This window comes from Psychrobacter sp. M9-54-1, assembly GCF_016613355.1.
Classification (GTDB): Bacteria; Pseudomonadota; Gammaproteobacteria; order Pseudomonadales; family Moraxellaceae; genus Psychrobacter; species Psychrobacter faecalis.
In genome coordinates this window covers 12,905-36,393 of sequence record NZ_JADGFW010000027.1, presented here as the reverse complement: position 1 = coordinate 36,393, position 23,489 = coordinate 12,905, and the positions used below count along the sequence as shown (strand labels likewise).

Below are 23,489 nucleotides of genomic sequence, written 5' to 3'. Positions count from 1 at the left end.
TATACTTGTTTGCCAATTAGGGACACGCCCTAGTATTCTTACCATCATTTTTGTGGGTCGTATTAACTGGGCTAGGATTTGGCTCTCAAAGTCTATCTAATTTGATTGAAATTATAGGAATTTTTATAGTATCTGTGCTGTGTTTATTTATCCCAGAACGATTTATAAAATATCAACACCTTCTTCTAATACTCTTAATAATCACTGCCTTAGTGCGTTTTTTAACCCCATATATACCGGAATAATATTAAACCAGTTGGCTATCTGAACCGCCCCGACTATATCGGAGAGCGTTTTATTTGAGTCAGGCAACTTTGCCTGACTCATTAAGACTATCATAATATTGCTTTTCAAACTCAAAAGGTGATACATAACCAATCGTACTATGCATTATCATATGAATTACCCGCGTTCCAACAAAGGTAATAACGCCAGAATCAGCCATCTTATCAGTATAACGAATAGATAAATACTGAACGCCTCTATCACTACGATGAATAACGTCTTTTGGGTTGTTTCTGTCTGCAATGGCTTGATTTAACGCTGCCATCACCATATCGATGTTCATACGATTAGACACCTTCCAGCCAACAATACTACGGACAAACACATCTCTAATAAACGCAGTATACCCCAAGGAAACCAGTTATTTTACCTTTCAAACCTATTAACAGACTACTTAAAGCAGACTGTTAGCATGGAACCATCTATAACAGACTTTTGAATTATAAGACTGGCTGCTGTGCTTTTTTCCTATCATTAGCCTATACCTAAAAAATAAAACCTCTAAACGATAACCTATCTATCATTAGACTTGTTATTAATGTTAAATGATAGTAATATCTTATTATTATCAATGAACATTGATTATTAAGTCTAAATAATATAGGTGGCGTTATGACCGTTCGTATTTATGTGAGAGCCAGCACTAAGGATCAAGACGCTAAGAGAGCCTTGTCTGACTTGATTAGCTTTAGCCAAAGCTATAACGATAACCATGTTGAGTACGTTGAGCATTTCAGTGGTACAAAGCTCGATAGGCCAGTATTAGCTAAGCTATTAAAGGACGCTGATCAAGGCGATATTCTGCTGGTTGAAAGCGTGGACAGATTAAGCAGGCTATCTCAAGATGATTTTGCAATTCTAAAGCAGCGCATCAAAGACAAGGGCTTACGATTGGTGGTAGCTGATCTACCAACTACGCATACGGTAAGTAAGGGCATGACAGGTGAGATCCTAACAGTGATTAACCATATGCTGATCGACTTGTTAGCAACGATGGCAAAGCTTGATAACGATAAGCGTAGAGAGCGTATTAAGCAGGGGTTAGCGAATAGTGGTTATAAGCCCACAGGTAAGAAAGCCAATACAGTGAAACATAATCGTATTAGAGAGTTGGCCAGTCAAAACAATATGACGAAAGAGGAGATTGCTAAGGCGGTTGGTGTTGGGGTGGCTACGGTCTATCGGGTGTTAAAGCAGGGCTAACAGCTGAATAGTTGAGGTATTTTAAATAACAGTTTGTCTTTTTTATAGACACGATACTATTAGATACATAAGAACCAACTTGGAAGTTTCTAATCATGCAACCGACTTATTATAGTGTTTAACAAGTAATCTACAGTTTCGTCAAGCATGAACCGATATAAACGTTAAATAACATTTTAGTCTGATTCATAACTTTTATTATTTCTTATTATTTATGGCACATCAGCTTGATTAGGTTTTAAAAGCTATTATCCTACCCAGTTTTTTGTCTAAACCTCATAGATTCGAGAGTAGCTAGCCATATCAAAGGTAGGATAATCAGCGCAGACCCTACTAACAAAGTCATATTTGGTACTTCATTAAACCATATGATTCCAACCACCACCGCTCCTATTAAACCTGAGTATTCCGCACTAGAGACTTTGTAAGCTTCAATGTGTCGATACACCTGTACGCATATACCTGCATAAATCAAAATGAATACATTTGAACTGGCGGCCGTAATCAATGAGCGCCAATCAAATGGCTGTCCTTCCCAAATAGCCAAACCAAGCGCGAATGGGATTCCTAATAAATTGGTCAAAAGTAGCGTTTGATAGACAGTATGATGTTGTGGAAGTTTACGAACTAACAGATTGTTTAGCGCCATGGTTACCGCCACTATAAGGGCAAACACCGCCCCTAAATTGATCTGTTTCGGTTGTACAATAACCAGGATACCAGCAAAACCTAATATAGAGGCTGCGATAGTCGGAAAGTTTAATCTGTCTTTATAAAATAAAAAACCCAGTGGTAATACAAATAAAGGGGCAGCATAAAAAATAGCATTCGCAGTCGCAAGAGGCAGTGCTTGAAGAGACAGTACCATGAATATCACACCCAATAACCACACGTGACTACGAACAAAGTGCCATTTTATATTACTGAATAACTTATTCTTTTTATTAATTAAGCAAAATGGCAACAGCATTAAAACCGCTGTGCATTGACGAAACAGGATAAATTGATATACCGCCGTCTCAGAGGGCAAGGCCTTTATCAAGGCGTCTGAGAAGACCGCAATGATATTTCCTAGTACCAATAGCGTCATGGCAAATGCAACACTCATCTTTGGCATTCTTATCCTCCCCGCCTTACTCTAAATACAGAAACTGTTAAAACCCCAACGGGTTCAAGCTGATTTAACGATCTGTCAGGCAGTATATTCAAGTAACGGTATGATGTATAATGATATAAAACATATTTAGTATTAGCTGAGGTAATAATGGATTTGCCCCCATTGCGTGCCATACAATGCTTCGAATCCGTTGCACGGCTTAACAGCTTTTCAAAAGCAGCAGAGAGCCTCAATGTGACACAAAGTGCCGTGAGTCACCAAATACGCATCCTTGAGAGGTATCTTGGGGAAGCAATGTTTTATAGGCAAGGCCGGACCTTTTCGTTGACAGAGGTTGGTGAGCGTTATTTCACAGATGTGAGTGGCGCATTGGGTCTTCTTTCAGATAGTAGTCAGATTATTAAGCATGGAAAACCTGGGCATATACGCTTAGCTCTGTACAGTTCAGTCGCAGTGAATTGGTTGATTCCTCGACTAGAAGACTTCTATAAACAGTATCCAGAAATAGAACTCACTTTAGATATGGTCAATCATCCCTCTGATCATAATGAGCAAAGGGCCGATTGTTATATCACCGTCAATCCCCCTCCACATGCTTTCATCAGTAAGTTTTTATTTTCTGAAACTTTATATCCTGTGTGTGGTCAAAAGCTTTGGGAGAAAATAAGAGATAAACCCCTTCCTGATGCATTGTGGCGGCATCCAATATTATCCGTGAGGTATACAGATATAAGTGAGAATACAGCGGAGGATTGGCTGCGGTGGTGTAAGGCAGGCGGATTTGAATTGCCAAGCGATATAAAGATAAATTATTTTAGTCATGTACTACTAGCGATAGAAGCCGCACGGTACAATCTGGGAGTTACCCTCGTTAACAACTATATGATGCTAGATAAATCTTATAAGCAGAAACTCGTTAGAATCCCAATGCATGAACTACTAACAGGGGATAAGTTTTACTTCGTTTACAAGGAATTAAAGAATAATCAGGATGATATTATTAAACTATCTAAATGGTTAGAATCTCAGTGTGAGTAAAGAAATCCTCTATCTTATTTGTTGTTACAAGAAAAATAATGATTTGTTAAGGGGTTTAAAATGATGATTTAGAAAATCCCGATTCAATAACTCATAAACACTCGTATCCTCAAAAAATAGTCATTCATTTTATCTGATATTCAAATAATATAAGTTAATAGGTTGAAGTTTAAAAGAAATAAAGCTCATTACATTTAGTTAAAGTCGAATTAACTTTAGAATAAAAACGGAAATTTATACGTTTTTTTATTGTTTATCTGTTAGTGATAATGGCTGTTATCATATCTATTCTTAATATAGATTAGGGTCTCTATATATATTTGCTTAAACTTGCCCGAATAACATTACGCCATGTATTAATGAAGGACCTAAGAATACCATAAACAATCCCGCTAAAATCATTGTTAAACTTGCTATAACGCCCTCGTCCTCATTGCGCTGACTTGCCCGGGCTGTACCAAAACCGTGTGATGCATTACCAAATGCGATTCCATTTGCAAGATGGGAGCGAATACGAAAAAAAGTCAAGATCATATCCCCTAAAATCATTCCCACCATCCCTGTAATCAAAGTAAACAATGAAACTAAAGAGGAAGATCCGTGAATTTTTTCAGATAAGTCTAACGCAAATGGTGTCGATATTGAACGGGCCATCAAGCTATAGGTCAAGGTCTTATCAAAATGGAACAAGCCAGCAAATATATATATGCTTAAGACTCCCACCACCATCCCAACAGTTATAGAAGCGGTCAAAGCCAAAGCATGTTGACGTATTAAACGACGATACTCATAAATAGGTATAGCAAACGCAACCGTTGCGGGGGCAAGTAACTGCACAATCCAAGCTGTATCCTTCCAATATGTATCATAAGAGATATTAAAAATAATCATTAATGAAAGCGTTATTACTGGAACCGTAAGAGCAGGGGTTAGCCAAGATTTTCGATAGCGCACATAGATTACTTTAGCCATATAATAAGCAGCTAATGTCCAAATGAGACAAAGGATTGACCAGACATTCATCGCAAATCCTCACGCATTATCATCATTTTTTAGGTTTAATTGGGCTTTATGAATCTGATGTCGATACAATCTACGTTGCAAACGGTGCACCATAATAAAAGTTAATGCTGAGCTTAACATCACCATCGCGGTACTTAAGATAATCGTCAGCATTAATTGCCAGCCCTTACTGATAAATAGCGCCTTGTATTGAAGTATTGACATCATAAGCGGGATAAACATTAATACTAATTCACCCAAAACAAATTTTGCCCCCAGTCTGATCCAGTTAACCTTAATAGCACCACTCATTAATAATACCAGCATTAAAAACACTCCTAATACGCCTGAGGATACGGGTAAATGCAATAATTCAACCAATCTCTCAGCACAATACCAGACAGCTGCGATAATAGCGCATTGCATAAGCACATGAAGCCATGATTGGCGATAGAACTGTTGAAGTGTAAGTTTGTTTTCAGCTACAAAACAGAGGAGTAAGCGAATATTAAGATTACGCATAATAGTTGTTGTTTGTTAATTAGAGACCACTTATTATAAGAACGCTACAGTCATAAATTATGAATTATATTTTTATTTTTATTCCTAATTTCTATAATAAATTTCATTATCCTTCCTAACCATGGTTTATTATTCATGATAACTTTGAAACAATTACGCTGCTTTGTGACAGTCGTAAAAACAGGTGGGTTTCTTCAAGCCAGTATTCAACTCAATTTAACCCAACCCACCGTTACCAAATCTATCAGTAATCTTGAAGAATATTTAGGCGTAGCTCTGTTTGATAAGCCTTTGACTCATAGAAAAAAGCGGCTAGTTAATTTAACGGAAATTGGCGAACACCTCTATATTCAAGCAGTGGATATCTTACAAAAGGCAGATAATCTTGAACAAACAGTAGTAGATTATCAGCAATTAATAGGTGGTAAGTTGCGTCTGGGGATTTCACCGTTAGGCAGTGAAATACTAAGCAAAGCTATTTTTAACTTTTACCAAATGCATCCTAGTATAGAAACTTCACTTATCGAAGATGGTGCTGAGTCACTTAAGCAGGCCCTTCTAGAGGGGCAACTTGATGTGGCAACATTGATGAAGCCGATTGACGATGATTTTGACTACTTGTCGATATGTTGCTATCCAGTGGTGGTCGTAGCAAATAAAAACCGTATGGGTAAGCAAAAAACCAAGGTAACACTTAAGTCACTATCAAATGCACCCCTAATTTTATTTACCTCCAATTCATCATTTACTCCGATGATTATAGAAAACTGTCAATCACTAGGTTTTGAACCTAATATTATTTGCCAAACCAATCAGTGGCACTTGCTTCTTGACATGGTAAAACAGGATATGGGCGTGACTCTTTTGCCTCAATATTATACTCAAAAGTTGGATTTAACAGGATTAGTCTGCTTGCCACTAACCCAACCTCAGTTAAAATGGGAGCTTGTCATGGCTTGGCGCCGTCATCGCTTGCTTACACCAAGTATGCAAGCTTGGCTTGATAACATAAGAAAAAATGATGGTGTGTCAGAAAGTATGCTGAGGAGATGAAAGGAGGGTGACAGCCAAAGCAAGATGATATATTTGAGGTTATGAAGACACAAATAGATATCATATGCCCCGACTGTCACAGCTCCAGTTTTTCGATACATGGTATAAAAAGCTATGGCAAGCAGAACTACCAGTGTAAGAACTGCAAACGTCAATTCATTGGCGACCATGCCTTAACTTATCATGGCTGTCACTCTAAAATAGAAGACATCATACGGCTAATGACGGTTAGAGGTTGCGGCGTCAGAGACATAGCCGTTATAGCCTCTATTAGTATTGGTAAAGCCCTTAGCACCATAGGCTCATCGGTCTATAAGATTACACCTAAAAAGCGCTATTATGAACGCTTAGAGGTTGATGAGTTCTGGACTTACGTGTATCGCAAAAAGCGTAAAGTTTGGCTTATTTATGCTTATGACCGCGCTACCAATGAGATTGTTGCTTATGTTTGGGGCAAACGTGACCTGAAAACAGCTAAGAAGCTAAGAGCCCGTCTTAAACAACTGAAAGTCAGCTATGGTTCTATTAGCATGGATAACTGGGATAGCTTTATAACCGCATTCAAGCCTGACAAGAAACAAATCGGCAAGCAGCATACGGTAGGCATAGAAGGTAATAACTGTCGCCTTAGACACCGATTGCGACGAGCGGTTAGAAAGACCTGTTGCTTCTCAAAGAAGTTTGATAACCACTTTAAGGTGTTTGATTTGGTATTCTTCTATGTTAATTATGGCTATGTCTGATGCCAGCATACTTTTTAGAACACCACCAACGATTTTTATATGATGTTGTTTTACCTTTAAATAAAGATCAAAGGGTGTATTGAGTGGATATAATGAGTTCAAATTGGATGGGGTAAATATGCCACTTTTAACATGGATACGTAGTAAAAGAGATTTCCTTGAGCCAGTCGCTGACCATACGGCTGACTTGTTGGATGCAGCTGATAAGAAAATAATAAAGAGGACTAAATTATCAGGTCACATATAGGCTTTTGCAATTAAAAATGGCTGAATAGAATCCACCCACCGATGGCAATTAGCATTAAGCCGCCGAACATTTCCGCTTTATGGCCGATGAGTGATCCCAGTACTTTTCCAAGCATCACGCCAAACGTGACCATGGTGGCCGTCGCCAACCCAATCAAGCTTGCTGCTAGTAGAATATTAACTTCTATAAATGCAAGACTAATACCGACAGCCATCGCATCGATACTAGTACCAAAAGCAGCAACAGCAAGTTTGAGAAACGAATGTCTTGAGGGGGCTTCTTGTTCTTCATTATCCGGTTTTAGTCCTGCATACAGCATGTGCAGCCCTAAGCCTAATAGAATGACGAATGCGACCCAATGGTCCCATGCTTCAATAAAAGAGGCATCGATAAAAGAGGCATCGATAAAAGAGGTAGCAGAACGGCCAATTAACCAGCCAATGATAGGGGTAATCGCTTCAATAGAGCCAAAGATGACACCCATTCTTAACGCTTCGGTAAAACGGGGGTTTTTAAGACTTGCGCCTTTACCAATCGCCACAGAAAAGGCATCAGTAGACATAGAAAAAGCAAGTAATGAAAGTGCAATAGGATTCATGTGATGTTCTCAGGCCGAGTATAGAGTCAACGACATACGCACACTCTCGACCTGCAGTGTGGATATATCGATGGTCTCGCCAACCGAGAGGTGTTCGTACCATGGCATATGGCCAAGCATGTTGATACGAACTCTTTCGCAGAACGAAAGCAGGCTACTCCCCAAAGAACGCTCACATTAACATGTCTATGTTACAAGTCAATAAGAAAGTATCTAGTCAGGCCTCTTTGAGGCTATAGCCTATAACAGTAGAATCTATTAAAGATACTTACTTCAGTAGCTTGCGTAAAAATTTAACACGCGATATCAATAAAAAATCTAATAAAGCGATGACAACAATAGCAATGATTGCCGTTGGGAATATGATAGCGACAATAAGTAACGGAATGGCAAGCGTCCACCCTATAGTAAAACGCTGACTACGAGCTGGTGGATTGAGTCCAGTCATGTCGTTAGTTTGACGAGGACGGCGTTGCCACCACATCACATAACCACTCACACAAATGGCAATAACAGAGAGGCAGAATAAAACGTTGGCTAATACACTCCACCACCCCAGCGTCCCCATGTGTATGGCAGCACCCGCTGCCATAAATTTACCAAACGCATTGTAATCATCGAACCGTATATCAGCCAAAACCTTGCCCGAATAGCGGTCAATATGCACGGTGCGATCAGCCGTTGGGCTTTTCATATCGTAGCTCATTGAATCTTGGCTAATCGTCCATACGCCTGTCTCCCCTTGCGGTAGATTCAACTGATAACGCCCTACAAAACCAAGCTCACGAGCAAATCGATCTACGGTATCAATCATAATGGGTATATTGGGCGCAATACCGTTTTTACCCATAGTCGTACCTGATTCTGGCATTGGTGTTAACTCTAGTACCCAAGGCACGTCTTTAGTCTTTCCTGAATTTAATACGCTACCATGTGTGTGAGCTATGGCTGCTGTTGCGCCATGAACGTGCGGCGCGGCATCGGCGTTATCCATATGCATATCAGCATGATGCTGACTGTGGTCAATCGACAGTGGCATTGGCGCGACGCCCCATTTACCCGCAGGGAAGTGACTCCACGACTGTACAATGCGCTCACCCCAAATGCCTGCCCAAGCCATGCCTGAAATGCAGAAAAACAGTAGCAAAACAGATATCCAACTGCCTAATGTCGCGTGAATCGTCCGGAAAAAGGAACGCTTTTTCTTCAGATTAGTATCATCAGGAATTAACATTGCTTTGACAGATTTACGCTTATGCCACCACAAATACCAGCCAGTTAATATCATTAGAATTGTTAATGAAGCAGTCGTTTCTTGAACATAATCACCGACTTTACCCAGCAGCAAATCACCATGAATACTGTCAAAGGTATAATACAGATTGCTATTGCTGGGTGTACTGTTGACGATATCTGCAGTATAAGGATTGACGGCTACCATATTGTCATGGTCTTCTGATGTTACCTGAAACAGAGCTACCTTATCCGTATCACGAGGGGCGATATATTTAACGAGGGTACTATTGGGTAAGGTATTGAGCGCGTTTTTAGCTTGGGTAGCGATGGGCGCTTGCATTGCTGATTCGGGAACAGTAATGCTTAAACGGTCATTGTCTCGTCCCACTGTGTTAGACATAACCAACATACCAAGTGCGGTACAAGATAAAATAATTAAAAAAGGGACAACAAATATTCCTGCATAAAAATGCCATCGCCACACGGTAAAATAGTGCTGATTGCTTGTTTCTTTATTCATAAATAGAGATTCCAATAGCTTTATACTTTCTAGCTAGCTTGGCAATAAAGTGGACAGTGAATGTCTTGTTCGCTTGTGCTGACTTTGTGGTTTATATTCTGAAGTGAAAATATTCAGAACATAATGGTTTTTTGATGGTGCGATATAATACCAGATGCTTTTTTCACCAGTGATATTAATTTCGGTATATTGCAGATGCTAGAGGGCATAAGGAGTAATAGTATGTTGACCCTAGATAGCATGGTTAAAAATCATTGAACCGGAGTTAGCTAGTAAACTTAGATGTACACTGTTCCACTCTTAGAGACTATATCTATCCAAATAATCTAGGCTACAGGTTAATATCCAAGTCCTTACTAGGGTACTGAACCAGTGGAAGCGCCTGATTGGTTCGGTGTGAGACCTTCCTAAAAGTGTTTAACTACTTATACTATATGGTAGTTACACAAAGTTTGGGAAAGGCTCAAGAATTAAGAAATTCTCTCTTATGTTATACCGAAACAGTGCTTTGTTTAATTTATCTTCAAACTTAGACTTGCAAATAATATCGAATCAAAAAGACCCTGTTTAGGGACTTTGCAATGCTAGAAATTTTTTCACCCCTAAATCATCGCCCGAACCCGCGCCATAATCCCGCGCCCAATCACCAACCTCACATAAATAATGGCAATGGCAAACAGCAATACGACTAATGCCACACCGCCAATAGCCAAACTTGTCCACGGCACACTAAAGCGCAGATTAAACCATTGGGTAATAGCGGCCCAAGCACCGATATTAGCGATAATAACCGCAAATAAAGCGGCACTAATCCCAAGTATGTTAAGCTCTAAGATATTGAGCATATAGAGGTCGCGCTTTTGCATACCGAGCAGCCTAAATGAGGCGCTGTCTTTCATGCGGTCTTGCGAGGTAGAGAGTAGCGAGCTAATCAAAACCATGATGCCTGTTAACAATGCCAGTAAGGTGAAGACGTAAACCAAGCGGCTCATTTGTACGACCAATTCTTGGACTTGCTGCGCGATTGCTGTGCCGTCGATGGTCGTTACCGCAGGAAACTCGCGTACTAACTGACCTTGGAGCTTTGGAATATCTTCTGCGGCGACATGGGCGGTGGCAAATTGGATTTGCGGCGCAGCTGCTAACACTTCAGGCTCAAATAAAAAGTAAAAATAGGGACTGGGTCCTTTCTCATAGCGCGAGCGGATACTGGTGATTTGCCCGATAATCTCAATCCCTTGGATATTAAAGCGCACCTGATCACCCATACCGACGTTTAGCAAGCTGGCTGCCGTATCCAAAATCGATAAGGGCGCAACGGTTTGTGCTGGGTCGTTATCTGAAGTCTTAATAGGGGCATAAAGCTTGTCGTTTTCTACCGCATCAGTGATGAATTCAGTGTCCATCACCGTATCGGCGTAGCTCAAATTAAAGACCCGCGCCGGGTCATCAAAGCCGTCAGCAGGCTCGATATCTTGTACGGGTATATTATTAGCCGTGACGACACGCGCACGAATGACAGGATAATAGCTGACAGGGGCAGCAATAATATTATTAATCTCGTCATGCTGGTCGCTTTGAATATCGAGTAAAAATAAATTGGGCGCATCTTCAGGATAGGCATTAATAAACTGGGCATTGATACTATGATTGAGCGTGGTAATCAAAGTTAAAACCGCCACTGACAGCGATAAAGTGACAAAAAATAATGCTGACTGATTGCCTTTACGGGCAAGGTTATGGATAGCAATACGCTGCATCCAGCTGATATTAGAATGCTTGGCAAACTTAGTCAGCAGCCATAACCAACCGCGAGCCAATAGCCAAAATATCGCTACGAAGGCAGTTAAGCCTACTAACAGCTGCGCACCTAGTAACAGAGAATTGACTTCATAAGCGAAAAACACATAGAGACCAACTAGCATCAATCCATACCAAAGTAACGGCAGACTCCGATACCAAGGCAGATTTTGCGAGTTTGTGCTTGCACCTTGATTAAGCAAAGTCGCAGGCTTGGTGCTACTTAACGTGCTTAAACCACGCTGAGCAATCAGCAAGGTCAGCACTAGCGCGATAATAATGGTTTTAATGGCGCTAATTGGGTTAATAGCTAAACCAACATCCGCTGGCAAGATAGCAATCAGATACGGCTGACCGACTTTCAGTAAGCCAAAACTCACGATAACCGCGGCCACACAGGCGATGATAGTAGTAACAATCAATAGCTGATAGTAGCTGCGTTTTAAGGATTTAAGCGGCTCACCTAATGCCAAGCGAATGGCATTACTAGACTGCTGCTTGGTCACAAAAGCGGTGATGACGCCATACATCGCCACAGTCGACAATAAAAGCACGGCAATGACGAGCAGCTTTAAAAACATTAAGACGTTGTCAGAGATACGCGAGACAGAAGTATCTGCTGACTCGGCATCAGAGAGCTCAATATCAGGATAATTGCTAAGTATTTGCGTCAGCTTATCTCGCTGTTCTGTTATCTGCTCTGGCTCACCTGCCAGCTCAATACGGTAATTAATACGGCTACGCTGCCCTAATAAATTAGTTGCTGCGAGCGCATCCTCATGCATCAAAACGCGTCCGCCAAAACCAAAGGCAGTCAGTGGACGGTCAGGCTCTTTGGTCAGCACGTCGCTAATAGTGAACTCAGCATCACCAATGGTGATTTGGTCACCGACACTGGCGTTTAAGCTGTTCAATACTCCGGGCGCGACGACGACATTCGCAGCGCTTAATTGTGTCCAAAGAGGCTGCCCTGAGGCAAGCTCAGCGTCTCCATATAATGGATAAGCCGGCGAAACCGCTTTGACGCTGGCAAGTAAAGTTTGTTCATCGGTCACTACCATGGCGCTAAACTGATAGTCATATACAATTTGCGTATCAGCGACCGTCTCTACTTGTGCTAATACCTCGCTTGGCCAATCTTGCTTACTGTTTAAAATCAAATCGCCGCCAACGAGCGCGCGCTGATTATCATTGATATAGGTATCAACAGACTGTTGGATAGAATCTAAAGTCAGGTAAGTGGCAAGCGAAAGGACTAGCGTGATTAAGAATAAGACGGGATAGATCCAGCGCTGCCACCAGCTACGACTTAAGGCTTGCGCGCCCAAGTTTTTTGAAATTAACAGACGGTTAAATAGTTGGCTTATGATGCCACGCGAATCATTCGACTCATTATCCATGTTATCCATTGATTTTTGATCCATCTATCATACCGTCATGCATGGTAATGACACGATCTGCCATCTCCGCTAGTGCGGCATCGTGGGTGACCACGACCAATGCAGAGCCAACTTGCTGGCGTAAATCTAATAACAGCTGCATCACTTGACTGGCATTTTGCTCATCTAAGTTACCGGTTGGTTCATCGGCAAAGACAATTTTTGGCTGCGACACCAACGCGCGGGCAACCGCCGTTCGCTGCTGCTCACCGCCTGATAATTGGTTAGGCAAGCTATCACGCCGATGCCCTAAATCAACCGCTGCAATCAATTCGTTGACGCGTGCTTTATTCGGACGGCGGGCAATATCAAGCGGAAAGGCAATATTCTCGCTGACAGTTAATGTCGGTAATAGATGAAATGACTGAAAAACAAATCCCATCTCGCGTTGACGAATGACCGCCAGCGTATCTTCATCAAGGCTGCTTAAGGTTTGTCCCGCTAACTCAACCGAGCCACTATCAGGATAATCTAACGCTGCCAGTAGTCCGAGCAAAGTCGATTTGCCCGAGCCGGATTTACCCATGATGACCACAAACTCGCCCGCATCGACATGGATATCGACGTCTTTAATAATGGATAATGATTGGTCACCGACTTGGACGGTTTTATTGAGTTTGGAGGCGGTAAGTAGTGCTGTGTTATTGGCTGTAGCAATCATTGGCTAGTCTCAGTAGGCGTGCTAGGTTTCGTTGCCGTATCGGTATGGGCTGCTTCTAGCTTTTCGATTTCAGGTTGCAGAATTGGCAAAATATTGTCGTTGACGATAATAGTATAGCCTTCCTTTGTTGGATGAATGGCATCGGCTTGGTTTAATTTTGCATCACCGCCCACACCGTCTAAAAAGAATGGAATCAGCGTCACATTCATATCTTTCGCCACCCTTGGGTATATCGCGGCGAACGACTCTACATAGTCAGCGCCAAGATTGTCATAAATCTGCATACCACCCAAAATGACTTCGCTACCGCCATCTTGAAGGCGTTTAATAGCGGTACGAATATTGGCTTCGACCGTTGCCACATCAATACCACGGATGGCATCATTGGCACCGATGGTCAAAATGGTAATATCAGGTTTGGTTTGCAATACCCAGTCCAGTCGATTGACCAATCCAGTACTGGTTTCACCGCTTAATCCTGAATTGATTACTTTAACATCCTTGTAGCCCATTTCTTTTAAGCGAGCTTCTAGCTGCGCGGGATAATTGGCATTATTATCAACGCCAAGCCCTTCAGTTAACGAATCACCCAGTGCCAAGATGGTTAAAGGTGCTTGCTGCTCAGCTGAATTCGTTGACTCATTAGATTGCGTAGATTCTGGTGTTTGAGGTTCAGCCATTGTCGTATTGACGGCCGGATTATTATTTTGAGTATTGTCAGCGGTGTTGGTGTCAGGCTGTTGTTGACAACCGCTAATAGCGATTGCGAGGCTCAAGGCGGCGACCGTAAGCAAACGCTGCGGTAGGCGAGAGGGTATGTTTATCATGATTCTGCTGTCCTAAATACAATAAAGTCAGTCTAGCAGAATCAGGTAAGCTGCAATATGGTACAAAAGTTAATTGATTGACGCCGAAGGTTAATTGATTGAAGATAAAAATTAAATCTTTTTACCATCAACCATTAGCGGGCGGCTAACCAGCCAAGCAAACCCCACGTTGATAATCATCAATACCAGCATAATGAATAACGGTAAATCCCAGTTGTTCGTTGCTTCGTGCAACCAACCGGTGCCAAGTGGACCAAAAAACGCAATCAAATAACCAATAGCTTGCGCCATGCCGGACAGCTCGCTTGATTGATTGGCGGTATAAGTACGCATCGAAAACAGCATCATACTTAAAGTGAAAATCGCCGAGCAGCCCATGCCCATTAGTCCTGACCATAGCCAAGCATAATCGGCAGACAGATAAGTGAGACCCAAGACGCCGAGCACGTTTAGTGACGCAGCAAAGATGGCCAGCGCTTGTATAGGACGGCCGCGGTTGACGAGCCACGTTAAGCTTAAAATAGCGACCGGTGCCATAAATTGAAAGACGGAAGCCATTTGCCCCGCGCTCACCGCTGACAACCCTTTACTTAGCCATATCGACGGTAAGAAACTGGCAACGGTATAAAAAAGCAAGGACTGTAAGCCCATAAATACTGCAATTTGCCAAGCAAACGGCGTGCGCCACATCGAAATGTGCGATGGCGCTTTCTCGCCTGCCGCAAGCGGTTTGATGGGCTGATGATTTGATGAACCCAAACGCAGCCGTAGCACTACCCAAATGATTAAGGCAAACAAGCCTAAAATCGACCAGCCACCCAGCGCCCATTGCCAGCCAAATTGCTCAGATAACGGCAAAACCACGCCTGCGACAATCCCTGCCGAGACGGTCATGGTAAGACTAAATAAACCGGTAATCAGCGGAATATGGTTCGGTGTGCGCTGCTTAATCACCGGAGCGGCAAGCGTATTGGCAAAGCCAATTGCCAATGTCAATAGTAAGGTGCCGCTTAAAAAGCCAATCCAAGTCGGAATGACGCTACGAATAACCATACCTGCGGTTAATAATGCAATCATCGTGATCAGCGTATTTTCAAGCCCAAAACGCTTCCCAATCGTAGGGGAAATAAAAGCCCCAAGCGCAAAGGTCAGCATCGGCACCGCACCAAGCCAACCAATTTGGGTTTCGGAGATATCAAGCGCCCCTTGTACCACCGGTGCAATAGAACCCAGCGCCACAATCGGCGCGCGCATATTGGACGCCAATAAAACCATAGCACATAGCACGAGCCAAAAAATAAAGCGCGATGAGGGCAGCTTTAGGTTTGCTGGCGCATCTGGTTGAGACTGGGACGGTATATCAGATTGCAAATTAGGAGAGGTAGACATAGCTGCACGACTATTAAAATAAAAAAAGGACACGTCGTTTATAAGCACTGACGCAGCAGCACTTATAAATAACCCCAAAGCCCGTCGATAAGACGGCGCTCAAGACCACATATTAGAATATAGAGTATAAAAACACTTGCAGAAAGCAAGTCATATGAACTTGCTACCCCATTTATCAGGGTAAACTTAGTATATGAATAGTGAAGTTTTGGCTTTGCTGATAGCGCTTATGATAAAAAGGCTTTTATATAAACGCTAAAGCAAAAATAGCGTCAGTCACCGTTAGTTTGCAAGGTTAATTGCAAAGGACTCGACGCTATTATAAGAATAGAGGGCGGGTAAATACTACCAGCGTATGGTAACAAATAGCAGGTTTATACCGACTTGCCTAATTGCGCAGCCTTTAGCGCGGTTTCTTGCTGCTGGTCAACCAGCGATTCGCATTTATTGGGGTCGTTACCACAAAATGAGCAAAACTCGTCACCCATCAATTTTGCCACACCACCACATGAGCCTCTAAGCGGCTTTTTTTTGACCATATAACCGATGCCCATAAAGATAAAAAACAGCATAAAAACGGTAAAGGTAACAGCAAGCATGGGAAGCAATTGGTTAAGCATAGAGATAACCTCTCGTTTAAAATATGAAGCAGCCATCTAAGCAATGACTTACTTATAGTATAGCAAAAATTTGCCTCGCCCGTTTGTGCTTAGCAGGTTGTTACAGTCTAGACGTTTGATACTAAGACTTTTTATCGGCGCGCAAGGTTTTCATCGCCGGCGTTTCGACCACTTGCCAATCATCAACGCTATCGGTCGCCGTGTCTGCTGCAACACCCTTTGCCAAAATGACAAATAAAGCTGCGATATTGTGCTCTTTCGCCGTAGCCAGCGCTTTTTCATAAGGCATGGCAGTCAAAGCCGTTGCCCAAGCATCCGCCAACGCCACCGTTTTTGCAGCTACCGTTACTGATGGCGCGCCACCTACAATTGGCTGACCTGTGGTTGGGTCAATGGTATGGCTATAGTGCTTACCATCGAAAACGACGGAGTTGCGATAGTTGCCAGAGGTAGCAAGCGCCATGCTAGCGCCGTTATTAATCGGTTGGCGAATCACCGCCATTGCTTGCCGAGTACTTACCGTACTGCCCTCAATGGGTGCATCAATAGCGATTTGCCACGGCTGCTGCTGCGCGCTGACGCCCGAGGTCGCCACTTCGCCGCCAATCTCAACCATATAGTTGCGAATTTGATAAGTGTTCTTAAGCACATCGGCAATGACGTCGACGCCATAACCTTTAGCCACCGCCGAAAAATCAAGGCCAACGCCGTCTTTGGTTTTATAAATGCTGTCACCTTTTTGAATGACACTGTCAAAATCGACCAAGGCTTTCGCTTGCGCAATCTCAAGCGCCGTTGGCGGACTTTGCAAGCGCTCAACCGTCATGGTACTGCCAAAGCCCCACGTTTCAATTAATGGCATTACCGTTGGGTCAAAAGCACCGCCCGACAGCTCATAAACTTGCTTTGAGGTTTTTAATACATGGCTAAAATCGGCGTCGATAGCAATCGGCGTATCTTTGCCTAATTGATTGAATTTAGAAATAGTAGAGTCGGCTTGATAGGTCGACATGCTGTCATTGATATCTTGCAAGCGCTTATCAATTGCTGCTTGTATGGCAGCTTCATCAGCGCCTTTGGGCAATTGATAACTGATGTGGTAGCTGGTGCCCATGGTCTCGCCGCTGAGGTTGTTATAATCAGGTTTTTGCTGGCAGGCGCTAAGTGTAAGTACAGAGCTGATAGCAAATATGGTTAAAGAGGCGGATTTTAGGGGTTTGTTAGCGGCAGAAAATACGGTTAAATTTGTCATATAAGTCATCACAGCTTGATAAAGTAAAGGGGTGAGTGGGGCGTTAGCTAGTACCGAGTGGTCAGTAAAGAATGGTTTATAAATAATTCATAACTAAGCAAGCTAAGCGTCGCCTATTTTACACCCCTTGTTACCGATAAGGCCAATTTACGACTAACGTACGACTTAAATAACTACGACTCGAGAAGATACGATTGAACCTGCCTGTTTTTATTTAACCTGTGACTCACGAATAAGCTTATATAGCTTCGGCGGCGATAAACGATTGACTCTAGTGGCAAGCTTTTCTTTACTGCCAGCAACGATGACATATTCTTCACCCTTAGTCAGGGCTTTGACGACTTGCTTGGCAAAGGCGGTCGCAGTAAGACCTTTATTGGTGGCGTCATCCATTGTCCCTTGCGCACTACCATCACCAGTCAAGGCATTGATAGAAATATTGGTTTGAATAAACCCTGGGAATATGGTCGCGACCTCGATGCCTTGGTCATGCAATTCTGCGCGCAAGCTGTTTGCCCACATATGGATAGCGGCTTTGGCAGCACCATAAGCGCCGCGATATTGGGTACCCAGTAAACCTGCCACGCTCGATACTATGACAATTTTGCCGCCACCTTGCGCAATCATATCGGGCAATACCAGTCTGGTCAGCCGCGTTTGCGCGAAATAATCTATCTCCATCAGCTTACGTTCAACTTCCTCGGTCGTTTCCATGATAAGCGCGCGTTGACTGATGCCCGCATTATTAATCAACCAATCCACTTTTTCAGTTTTAGCCTTGATTGTTTCATAGGCTTCTTTTGCTTGCGCGGCATCGGCGATATCAAAGGGAACGACGATATGCTTTTTGCTGTTTTTGCAGCGATTTTTGACTGTCTCTAATTTAGCTTTATCACGGCCACTTAAAATAATGCTGGCACCACGTTTGGCAAAGGCAAGTGATAATGCTTCGCCGATACCGCTAGACGCGCCGGTAATCCAAATGGTCAAATCTTTCGCTTTGGTTTTCATAAGAATCCTTTCTGATTGAAAATGGTTTATTTAGCGCATAAAAAAAGAGCCTCCATTGAGACTCTTAATTTATCATATATTTTTAGCTTAACGATACTTGTTGAATAAATAGGTGTTATCAACCGATTTAAATAACTCGCTTAACCACCAAAATCATCAAGCATTATGTTTTCATCTTCCACGCCCAAGCTGTGTAGCATGTCGATTACCGCCGCGTTCATCATCGGTGGCCCGCACATGTAGTATTCACAGTCTTCTGGGTTTGGATGGTCTTTAAGATAGTTTTCAAGCAGCACGTTATGGATAAAGCCGGTTGGACCTTCCCAATTGTCTTCAGGGAGAGGGTCAGACAAGGCCACATGCCACTCAAAGTTATCAAACTCTTCTTCTAGCTGATCATAATCTTCAACGTAGAACATCTCACGAATCGAGCGCGCGCCATACCAAAAGCTAATCTTACGCTTGGTATTTAAGCGTTTGAGCTGATCGAAAATATGCGAGCGCATCGGCGCCATACCTGCACCACCACCAACGAAAATCATTTCAGCTTCGGTGTCTTTGGCAAAGAATTCGCCATAAGGACCAGAAACCGTCACTTTATCGCCAGGGACGAGGCTAAATACCCAAGAGGACATTTTGCCCGGTGGTATACCGTCAGGGCCGCGTGGCGGTGGACTGGCGATACGGATATTGAATTTGATAATGCCTTTTTCGTCTGGGTAGTTGGCCATTGAGTAAGCACGAATTACTGGCTCATCAACTTTCGACACATATTTGAAAATGTCGAACTTTTCCCAGTCTTCGCGGTATTCTTCGTCAATCACAAAGTCTTTGTAATGTACTTCATGCGGCGGCGCTTCTAACTGTACATAACCGCCCGCGCGGAAATTGACTTCCTCGCCTTCTGGAATTTTTAGTACCAACTCTTTAATAAAGGTGGCAACGTTATCATTCGAGACAACTTCACATTCCCACTTTTGTACATCAAAAAACTCAGGGTCAATCTCAATTTTCATGTCTTGCTTTACCGCAACCTGACAAGCAAGGCGCATGTGGTTACGGATTTCGCCTTGGGTAAAATACCCAGTTTCGGTGGGCAGAATAGAGCCGCCCCCTTCGATAACGCGGCAACGACACTGTGCACACGTACCACCGCCACCACAGGCTGAAGATAAGAAAATACCTTCGCTCGCCAATGTTTGTAGCAGTTTTCCGCCCGCGGGTGTCACGACGTCATTATCGGGATTATCGTTGATATGGATAGTAACATCGCCTGAACTGACCAATCTTGAGCGCGCCGCCAAAATAATGGCAACGAGACCCATGATGATCACGGTAAACATAGCAACGCCACCAATCGCCGTAGCGTAATCCATGGTAGGTATCCTTAATCTATGGAGTAGGGGAGCGAAAAAACGTCTTTGCGTTTTTTGAACCCCTACCGAATAAATGAATTAAATAGGTCAAAGTGCTAAATAGGGTTTAAGCTTAGCGGTTTAAATTGACATACCGCCGAAAGACATAAAGCCAAGTGACATCAGACCAACCGTGATAAAGGTAATGCCAAGACCACGCAGCGGCGCTGGAATGTCTGAGTATTTTAGCTTTTCACGGATACCCGCCAAGGCGGTAATCGCCAATGCCCAACCAAAACCTGCGCCGACGCCGTATACCATCGATTCGCCAAAGTTATAATCACGCTCAACCATAAACAGTACGCCACCTAAGATGGCACAGTTGACGGTAATCAGTGGCAAAAACACCCCAAGAGCGTTATACAGACTTGGGACGAACTTATCCAAGAACATCTCTAAAATCTGTACCACAGCGGCGATCAAACCGATGTAACTGAGTAGACCCAAAAAGCTTAAGTCGATATCAGGGAAACCTGCCCATGCCAGCGCACCATTTTTTAAGATGAACTGAAACAAAAGGTTATTTAGCGGTACGGTAATCGCCATCACGACGACCACAGCGACCCCAAGACCAATCGCGGTGGAGACCTTTTTTGATACCGCCAAAAAGGTACACATGCCTAAGAAGTAGGCCAGCGCCATATTCTCGATAAAGACCGAGGTTATAAATAAACTGACATAGTGTCCCATTAGTGACCGCCTCCTTGTGCCATGCCTTTAGATTGCGGCTTCATTACAAATTCAGCTTCTTCGACCTGTTCAGGTTTCCAAGTACGGATAATCACAATGAACAGAGCGATAATAAAGAACGCTGACGGTGGCAATAGTAATAGACCATTTGGTACGTACCAACCACCATCGTTAGCAGTTTGCAAAATGGTAATACCGAACCAACTGCCTGCGCCCAAAATCTCACGCACACTCGCGACAAATAGCAGTACCGCCGAGTAACCAAGACCGTTACCAATACCGTCTAAAAAGCTTGGTACGGGTGGATTGCTCATGGCAAATGCTTCGGCACGGCCCATCACGATACAGTTGGTGATAATCAAACCAACGAATACCGACAAGCCTTTACTGACGTCATAAGCGACCGCTTTTAAAATCTGGTCAACCACAATAACCAATGACGCAATAATCGTCATCTGCACAATAATACGAATGCTTGATGGGATTTGCTTACGGATAATAGAGATAAAAAAGCTTGAGAATGCCGTGACCAAGGTCAAAGCCACACTCATTACCAGCGCATTCGCCACACTGGTAGTAACCGCCAACGCCGAACAAATACCTAAGATTTGCAGGGCAATCGGATTATTGTCAAAGATAGGCGAGGTTAAAATCGTTTTTGTATCAGCCATGTTATGCCTCCTTGCCGTGTGCTGCTGGCACTACTGCGACCAGTTCGGTTGCGGGATGCGTCTGCTGTTGATGTAAGTTCTGACCCAGTTTCTTATACGGACTTTGATTGGCTTTGACTTCTGCATCCGCCAATGTTTTACCGCTCTCTTCACGCAGATGATCTAGATAAGGTTTATAACCTTGCTCACCGAGCCAAAACTGAATCATGTTACTGACGCCGCGACCGGTTAAGGTTGCACCACTGATACCATCTACCCAGTTGTCTTTTGGATTACCGGCTTTGGTCACACCCGTTGCTACTGCGCCGTTTTCATCATAAGAATGAATGCCGCTCCACATGGCGCGCCACTCAGGCTCTTCGATACGAGCACCTAGGCCTGGGGTTTCTTTATGCTCATAAAAACTGATACCTTTGATGGTATTCATGTCACTTTCAAGCGTTAAGAAACCATAAATCGTACCCCATAGACCATAACCTTGAATCGGCAGCACCACCATTTCAGGTTGTCCAGCGTCATCACTTTTGACATAGACTTTGGCATATTTAGGAACACGGCCGATACCAGCAGGGTCATTACCGCCCAAATCTTCACTCAAGGCTTTGTTTTTAGTTGCTTGACTGGCATCGTATGCATTGCGATCAGGAATGCCAGCGGCTTTTAGCGCGTCGTCATCGAGGTAATCGCCTTTATTAAGGTCAACGATTTTTACCTCAAAGTCTTTAAAACGCTCGGCCACATCTTCATTGGTATCGGACGCCGGGTCAAACATTCCAGCGGCGACTAAGATATTTTTGTTACGGTCTAAGCGCGCGTTTTCAACTTGCGCTGGTTTTAAACCAACAGCTGCCGCTGAGACCAATACAGAACACACCAAGCATAGCGTCAACGCCACGCTGATGGTTTTTGCATTATTACTTTTGGGCTTGGACATAACGAACCCTCCGTGCTGTTTGGCGCTTGATATTGGCTTGCGTCACAAAGTAATCAAATAATGGCGCAAATAAGTTGGCGAATAAAATGGCAAGCATAATGCCTTCTGGGAAGGCTGGGTTGACGACGCGAATGAGTACGGTCATAAAACCAATCAAAATACCATACGCCCAGCGGCCTTTATTGGTGTGCGCAGCTGATACAGGGTCGGTTGCCATAAACACCGCACCAAAGGCAAAGCCACCAATGACTAAGTGCCAATAAAACGGCAAGCTCATCATCATATTGTCTTCAGAACCAACCATGTTAAAGACTAGCGATGTGGCAATTAGCCCAACCACACAACCTGCCATGATGCGCCATGAGGCAATGCGCGTCCAAAGTAGAACCACTGCACCTAGCAAGATAGCCAGCGTCGACACTTCACCGATACTGCCTTGCATATTGCCTAAGAAAGCATCTGTCCACGTGATGGCATTGCCATAAACATCGACGAAGTCTTCTGGGACGACGCCAAGCGCGGCAAGTCCAAGTGGCGTGGCTCCTGAGAAACCATCAACCGCCGTCCATACTGAGTCGCCTGACATATAAGCAGGGTAAGCAAAGTATAAGAACGCACGACCTGATAGGGCAGGGTTCAAGAAGTTTTTACCCGTACCGCCAAAGACTTCTTTTGCTACGACCACACCAAAAATAATACCTAAGGCAACTTGCCATAAAGGAATATCTGGTGGGAGACACAGCGCAAATAGCACAGAAGTCACAAAGAAACCTTCGTTAACTTCATGCCCGCGCACGACAGCAAAGATAATCTCACAGAGAATACCAACCGCAAAGGTGACGATATAAATCGGGAGGAACTGCATGGCCCCGTAGACAAAGCTTGCCCAGATACTGTCTGGATTGTAGCCTGCCATACTGGTGATAACGGTACGCCAGCCTTCAGGCTGTAAGCCAAGCTGCGCAATCGCCGTTAATGCTTGATGACCGATATTGTACATACCCCAAAACATCGCAGGGAAGGTACATAACCAAACGGTAATCATAATACGCTTAAGGTCGATACCGTCGCGCACGTGTGAGGATGCGTATGTCGTTGAGCCTGGTTGACGTAAAAACGTATCAAACATCTCAAAGATGGCGTAGTACTTTTCGTGTTTGCCACCCTTGGTGAAAGACGGCTCCATACGATCGAACATATTGTGTAAAAATTTCAT

Annotated in this window: 21 protein-coding genes, 1 pseudogene and 1 riboswitch; of the genes and pseudogenes, 4 read left to right on the top strand and 18 right to left on the bottom strand. The window is 43.4% G+C overall.

The genetic code is table 11. From position 1 onward, the window contains the following. Positions 1–304 precede the first annotated feature (304 nt). Positions 305–631, bottom strand: a pseudogene (locus tag IQ457_RS11310) (DDE-type integrase/transposase/recombinase); the annotation flags it as partial. 266 nt (positions 632–897) lie between these two features. Between IQ457_RS11310 and IQ457_RS11305 the strand changes: the two are divergent. After that, positions 898–1,488 carry a recombinase family protein gene (locus IQ457_RS11305; protein WP_200663334.1) on the top strand — a complete coding sequence of 197 codons (591 nt, stop codon included), beginning with the start codon at positions 898–900 and terminating at the stop codon, positions 1,486–1,488. A gap of 253 nt (positions 1,489–1,741) precedes the next feature. On the opposite strand, the gene IQ457_RS11300 is transcribed toward IQ457_RS11305, so the two are convergent. Further along, the gene (locus tag IQ457_RS11300) at positions 1,742–2,605 is read right to left on the bottom strand and encodes a DMT family transporter (protein WP_193004616.1); all 864 of its coding nucleotides are present in this window, start codon (positions 2,603–2,605) and stop codon (positions 1,742–1,744) included. Positions 2,606–2,752: 147 nt separating this feature from the next. On the opposite strand from IQ457_RS11300, the gene IQ457_RS11295 reads away from it, so the two are divergent. Further along, positions 2,753–3,643: a LysR substrate-binding domain-containing protein gene (locus IQ457_RS11295; protein WP_200663332.1), complete on the top strand. Its 891-nt coding sequence runs from the start codon at positions 2,753–2,755 to the stop codon at positions 3,641–3,643. A 324-nt stretch (positions 3,644–3,967) separates the two neighbouring features. On the opposite strand, the gene IQ457_RS11290 is transcribed toward IQ457_RS11295, so the two are convergent. Then, positions 3,968–4,666: an LrgB family protein gene (locus IQ457_RS11290; protein WP_200663331.1), complete on the bottom strand. Its 699-nt coding sequence runs from the start codon at positions 4,664–4,666 to the stop codon at positions 3,968–3,970. Positions 4,667–4,675: 9 nt separating this feature from the next. Beyond that, positions 4,676–5,167: a CidA/LrgA family protein gene (locus IQ457_RS11285; protein WP_200663329.1), complete on the bottom strand. Its 492-nt coding sequence runs from the start codon at positions 5,165–5,167 to the stop codon at positions 4,676–4,678. 135 nt (positions 5,168–5,302) lie between these two features. Between IQ457_RS11285 and IQ457_RS11280 the strand changes: the two genes are divergently transcribed. Continuing rightward, the gene (locus IQ457_RS11280; RefSeq protein ID WP_200663327.1) at positions 5,303–6,220 is read left to right on the top strand and encodes a LysR family transcriptional regulator; all 918 of its coding nucleotides are present in this window, start codon (positions 5,303–5,305) and stop codon (positions 6,218–6,220) included. 41 nt (positions 6,221–6,261) lie between these two features. After that, a complete protein-coding gene (locus IQ457_RS11275; protein WP_200663325.1) occupies positions 6,262–6,963 on the top strand; it encodes an IS1 family transposase in 702 nt (233 codons plus the stop codon). Positions 6,964–7,220: 257 nt separating this feature from the next. Here IQ457_RS11275 and IQ457_RS11270 read toward each other — a convergent pair whose 3' ends face one another. The 14 genes from IQ457_RS11270 to IQ457_RS11205 all read right to left on the bottom strand — a co-directional run bounded on the left by IQ457_RS11270 (position 7,221) and on the right by IQ457_RS11205 (position 23,489). After that, complete coding sequence (locus tag IQ457_RS11270; RefSeq protein ID WP_200663323.1) at positions 7,221–7,808, bottom strand: manganese efflux pump MntP; 588 nt, start codon at positions 7,806–7,808, stop codon at positions 7,221–7,223. A gap of 7 nt (positions 7,809–7,815) precedes the next feature. Continuing rightward, positions 7,816–7,983: riboswitch (yybP-ykoY riboswitch) on the bottom strand. Between the two features lie 93 nt (positions 7,984–8,076). Next, the gene (locus tag IQ457_RS11265; RefSeq protein ID WP_200663321.1) at positions 8,077–9,564 is read right to left on the bottom strand and encodes a PepSY-associated TM helix domain-containing protein; all 1,488 of its coding nucleotides are present in this window, start codon (positions 9,562–9,564) and stop codon (positions 8,077–8,079) included. 602 nt (positions 9,565–10,166) lie between these two features. Next, complete coding sequence (locus IQ457_RS11260; protein WP_242465433.1) at positions 10,167–12,788, bottom strand: ABC transporter permease; 2,622 nt, start codon at positions 12,786–12,788, stop codon at positions 10,167–10,169. Continuing rightward, positions 12,766–13,464, bottom strand: coding sequence for an ABC transporter ATP-binding protein (locus IQ457_RS11255; RefSeq protein WP_193030540.1), 699 nt, complete (start codon positions 13,462–13,464; stop codon positions 12,766–12,768). The genes IQ457_RS11260 and IQ457_RS11255 overlap by 23 nt, the downstream gene beginning before the upstream one ends. Beyond that, positions 13,461–14,291 carry an arylesterase gene (locus IQ457_RS11250; protein WP_200663319.1) on the bottom strand — a complete coding sequence of 277 codons (831 nt, stop codon included), beginning with the start codon at positions 14,289–14,291 and terminating at the stop codon, positions 13,461–13,463. Before IQ457_RS11250 ends, IQ457_RS11255 begins: the two co-directional genes overlap by 4 nt. A 111-nt stretch (positions 14,292–14,402) precedes the next feature. Further along, positions 14,403–15,680 carry an MFS transporter gene (locus IQ457_RS11245; protein ID WP_200663317.1) on the bottom strand — a complete coding sequence of 426 codons (1,278 nt, stop codon included), beginning with the start codon at positions 15,678–15,680 and terminating at the stop codon, positions 14,403–14,405. 374 nt (positions 15,681–16,054) lie between these two features. Further along, complete coding sequence (gene nqrM / locus IQ457_RS11240; protein ID WP_068404374.1) at positions 16,055–16,300, bottom strand: (Na+)-NQR maturation NqrM; 246 nt, start codon at positions 16,298–16,300, stop codon at positions 16,055–16,057. 121 nt (positions 16,301–16,421) lie between these two features. Continuing rightward, the gene (locus IQ457_RS11235; protein WP_200663315.1) at positions 16,422–17,552 is read right to left on the bottom strand and encodes an FAD:protein FMN transferase; all 1,131 of its coding nucleotides are present in this window, start codon (positions 17,550–17,552) and stop codon (positions 16,422–16,424) included. Positions 17,553–17,762: 210 nt separating this feature from the next. Continuing rightward, positions 17,763–18,563, bottom strand: coding sequence for an SDR family NAD(P)-dependent oxidoreductase (locus tag IQ457_RS11230; RefSeq protein WP_200663313.1), 801 nt, complete (start codon positions 18,561–18,563; stop codon positions 17,763–17,765). Positions 18,564–18,703: 140 nt separating this feature from the next. Next, the gene (nqrF, locus tag IQ457_RS11225) at positions 18,704–19,939 is read right to left on the bottom strand and encodes an NADH:ubiquinone reductase (Na(+)-transporting) subunit F (protein ID WP_068404380.1); all 1,236 of its coding nucleotides are present in this window, start codon (positions 19,937–19,939) and stop codon (positions 18,704–18,706) included. Between the two features lie 120 nt (positions 19,940–20,059). Beyond that, on the bottom strand, positions 20,060–20,668 hold the full coding sequence (nqrE, locus tag IQ457_RS11220) for an NADH:ubiquinone reductase (Na(+)-transporting) subunit E (RefSeq protein WP_068404382.1): 609 nt from the start codon (positions 20,666–20,668) through the stop codon (positions 20,060–20,062). Then, the gene (locus tag IQ457_RS11215) at positions 20,668–21,339 is read right to left on the bottom strand and encodes an NADH:ubiquinone reductase (Na(+)-transporting) subunit D (RefSeq protein WP_068404384.1); all 672 of its coding nucleotides are present in this window, start codon (positions 21,337–21,339) and stop codon (positions 20,668–20,670) included. The genes nqrE and IQ457_RS11215 overlap by 1 nt, the downstream gene beginning before the upstream one ends. A gap of 1 nt (position 21,340) precedes the next feature. Next, the gene (locus tag IQ457_RS11210) at positions 21,341–22,273 is read right to left on the bottom strand and encodes a Na(+)-translocating NADH-quinone reductase subunit C (RefSeq protein ID WP_200663311.1); all 933 of its coding nucleotides are present in this window, start codon (positions 22,271–22,273) and stop codon (positions 21,341–21,343) included. Further along, positions 22,254–23,489, bottom strand: coding sequence for an NADH:ubiquinone reductase (Na(+)-transporting) subunit B (locus IQ457_RS11205; RefSeq protein WP_068404388.1), 1,236 nt, complete (start codon positions 23,487–23,489; stop codon positions 22,254–22,256). The genes IQ457_RS11210 and IQ457_RS11205 overlap by 20 nt, the downstream gene beginning before the upstream one ends.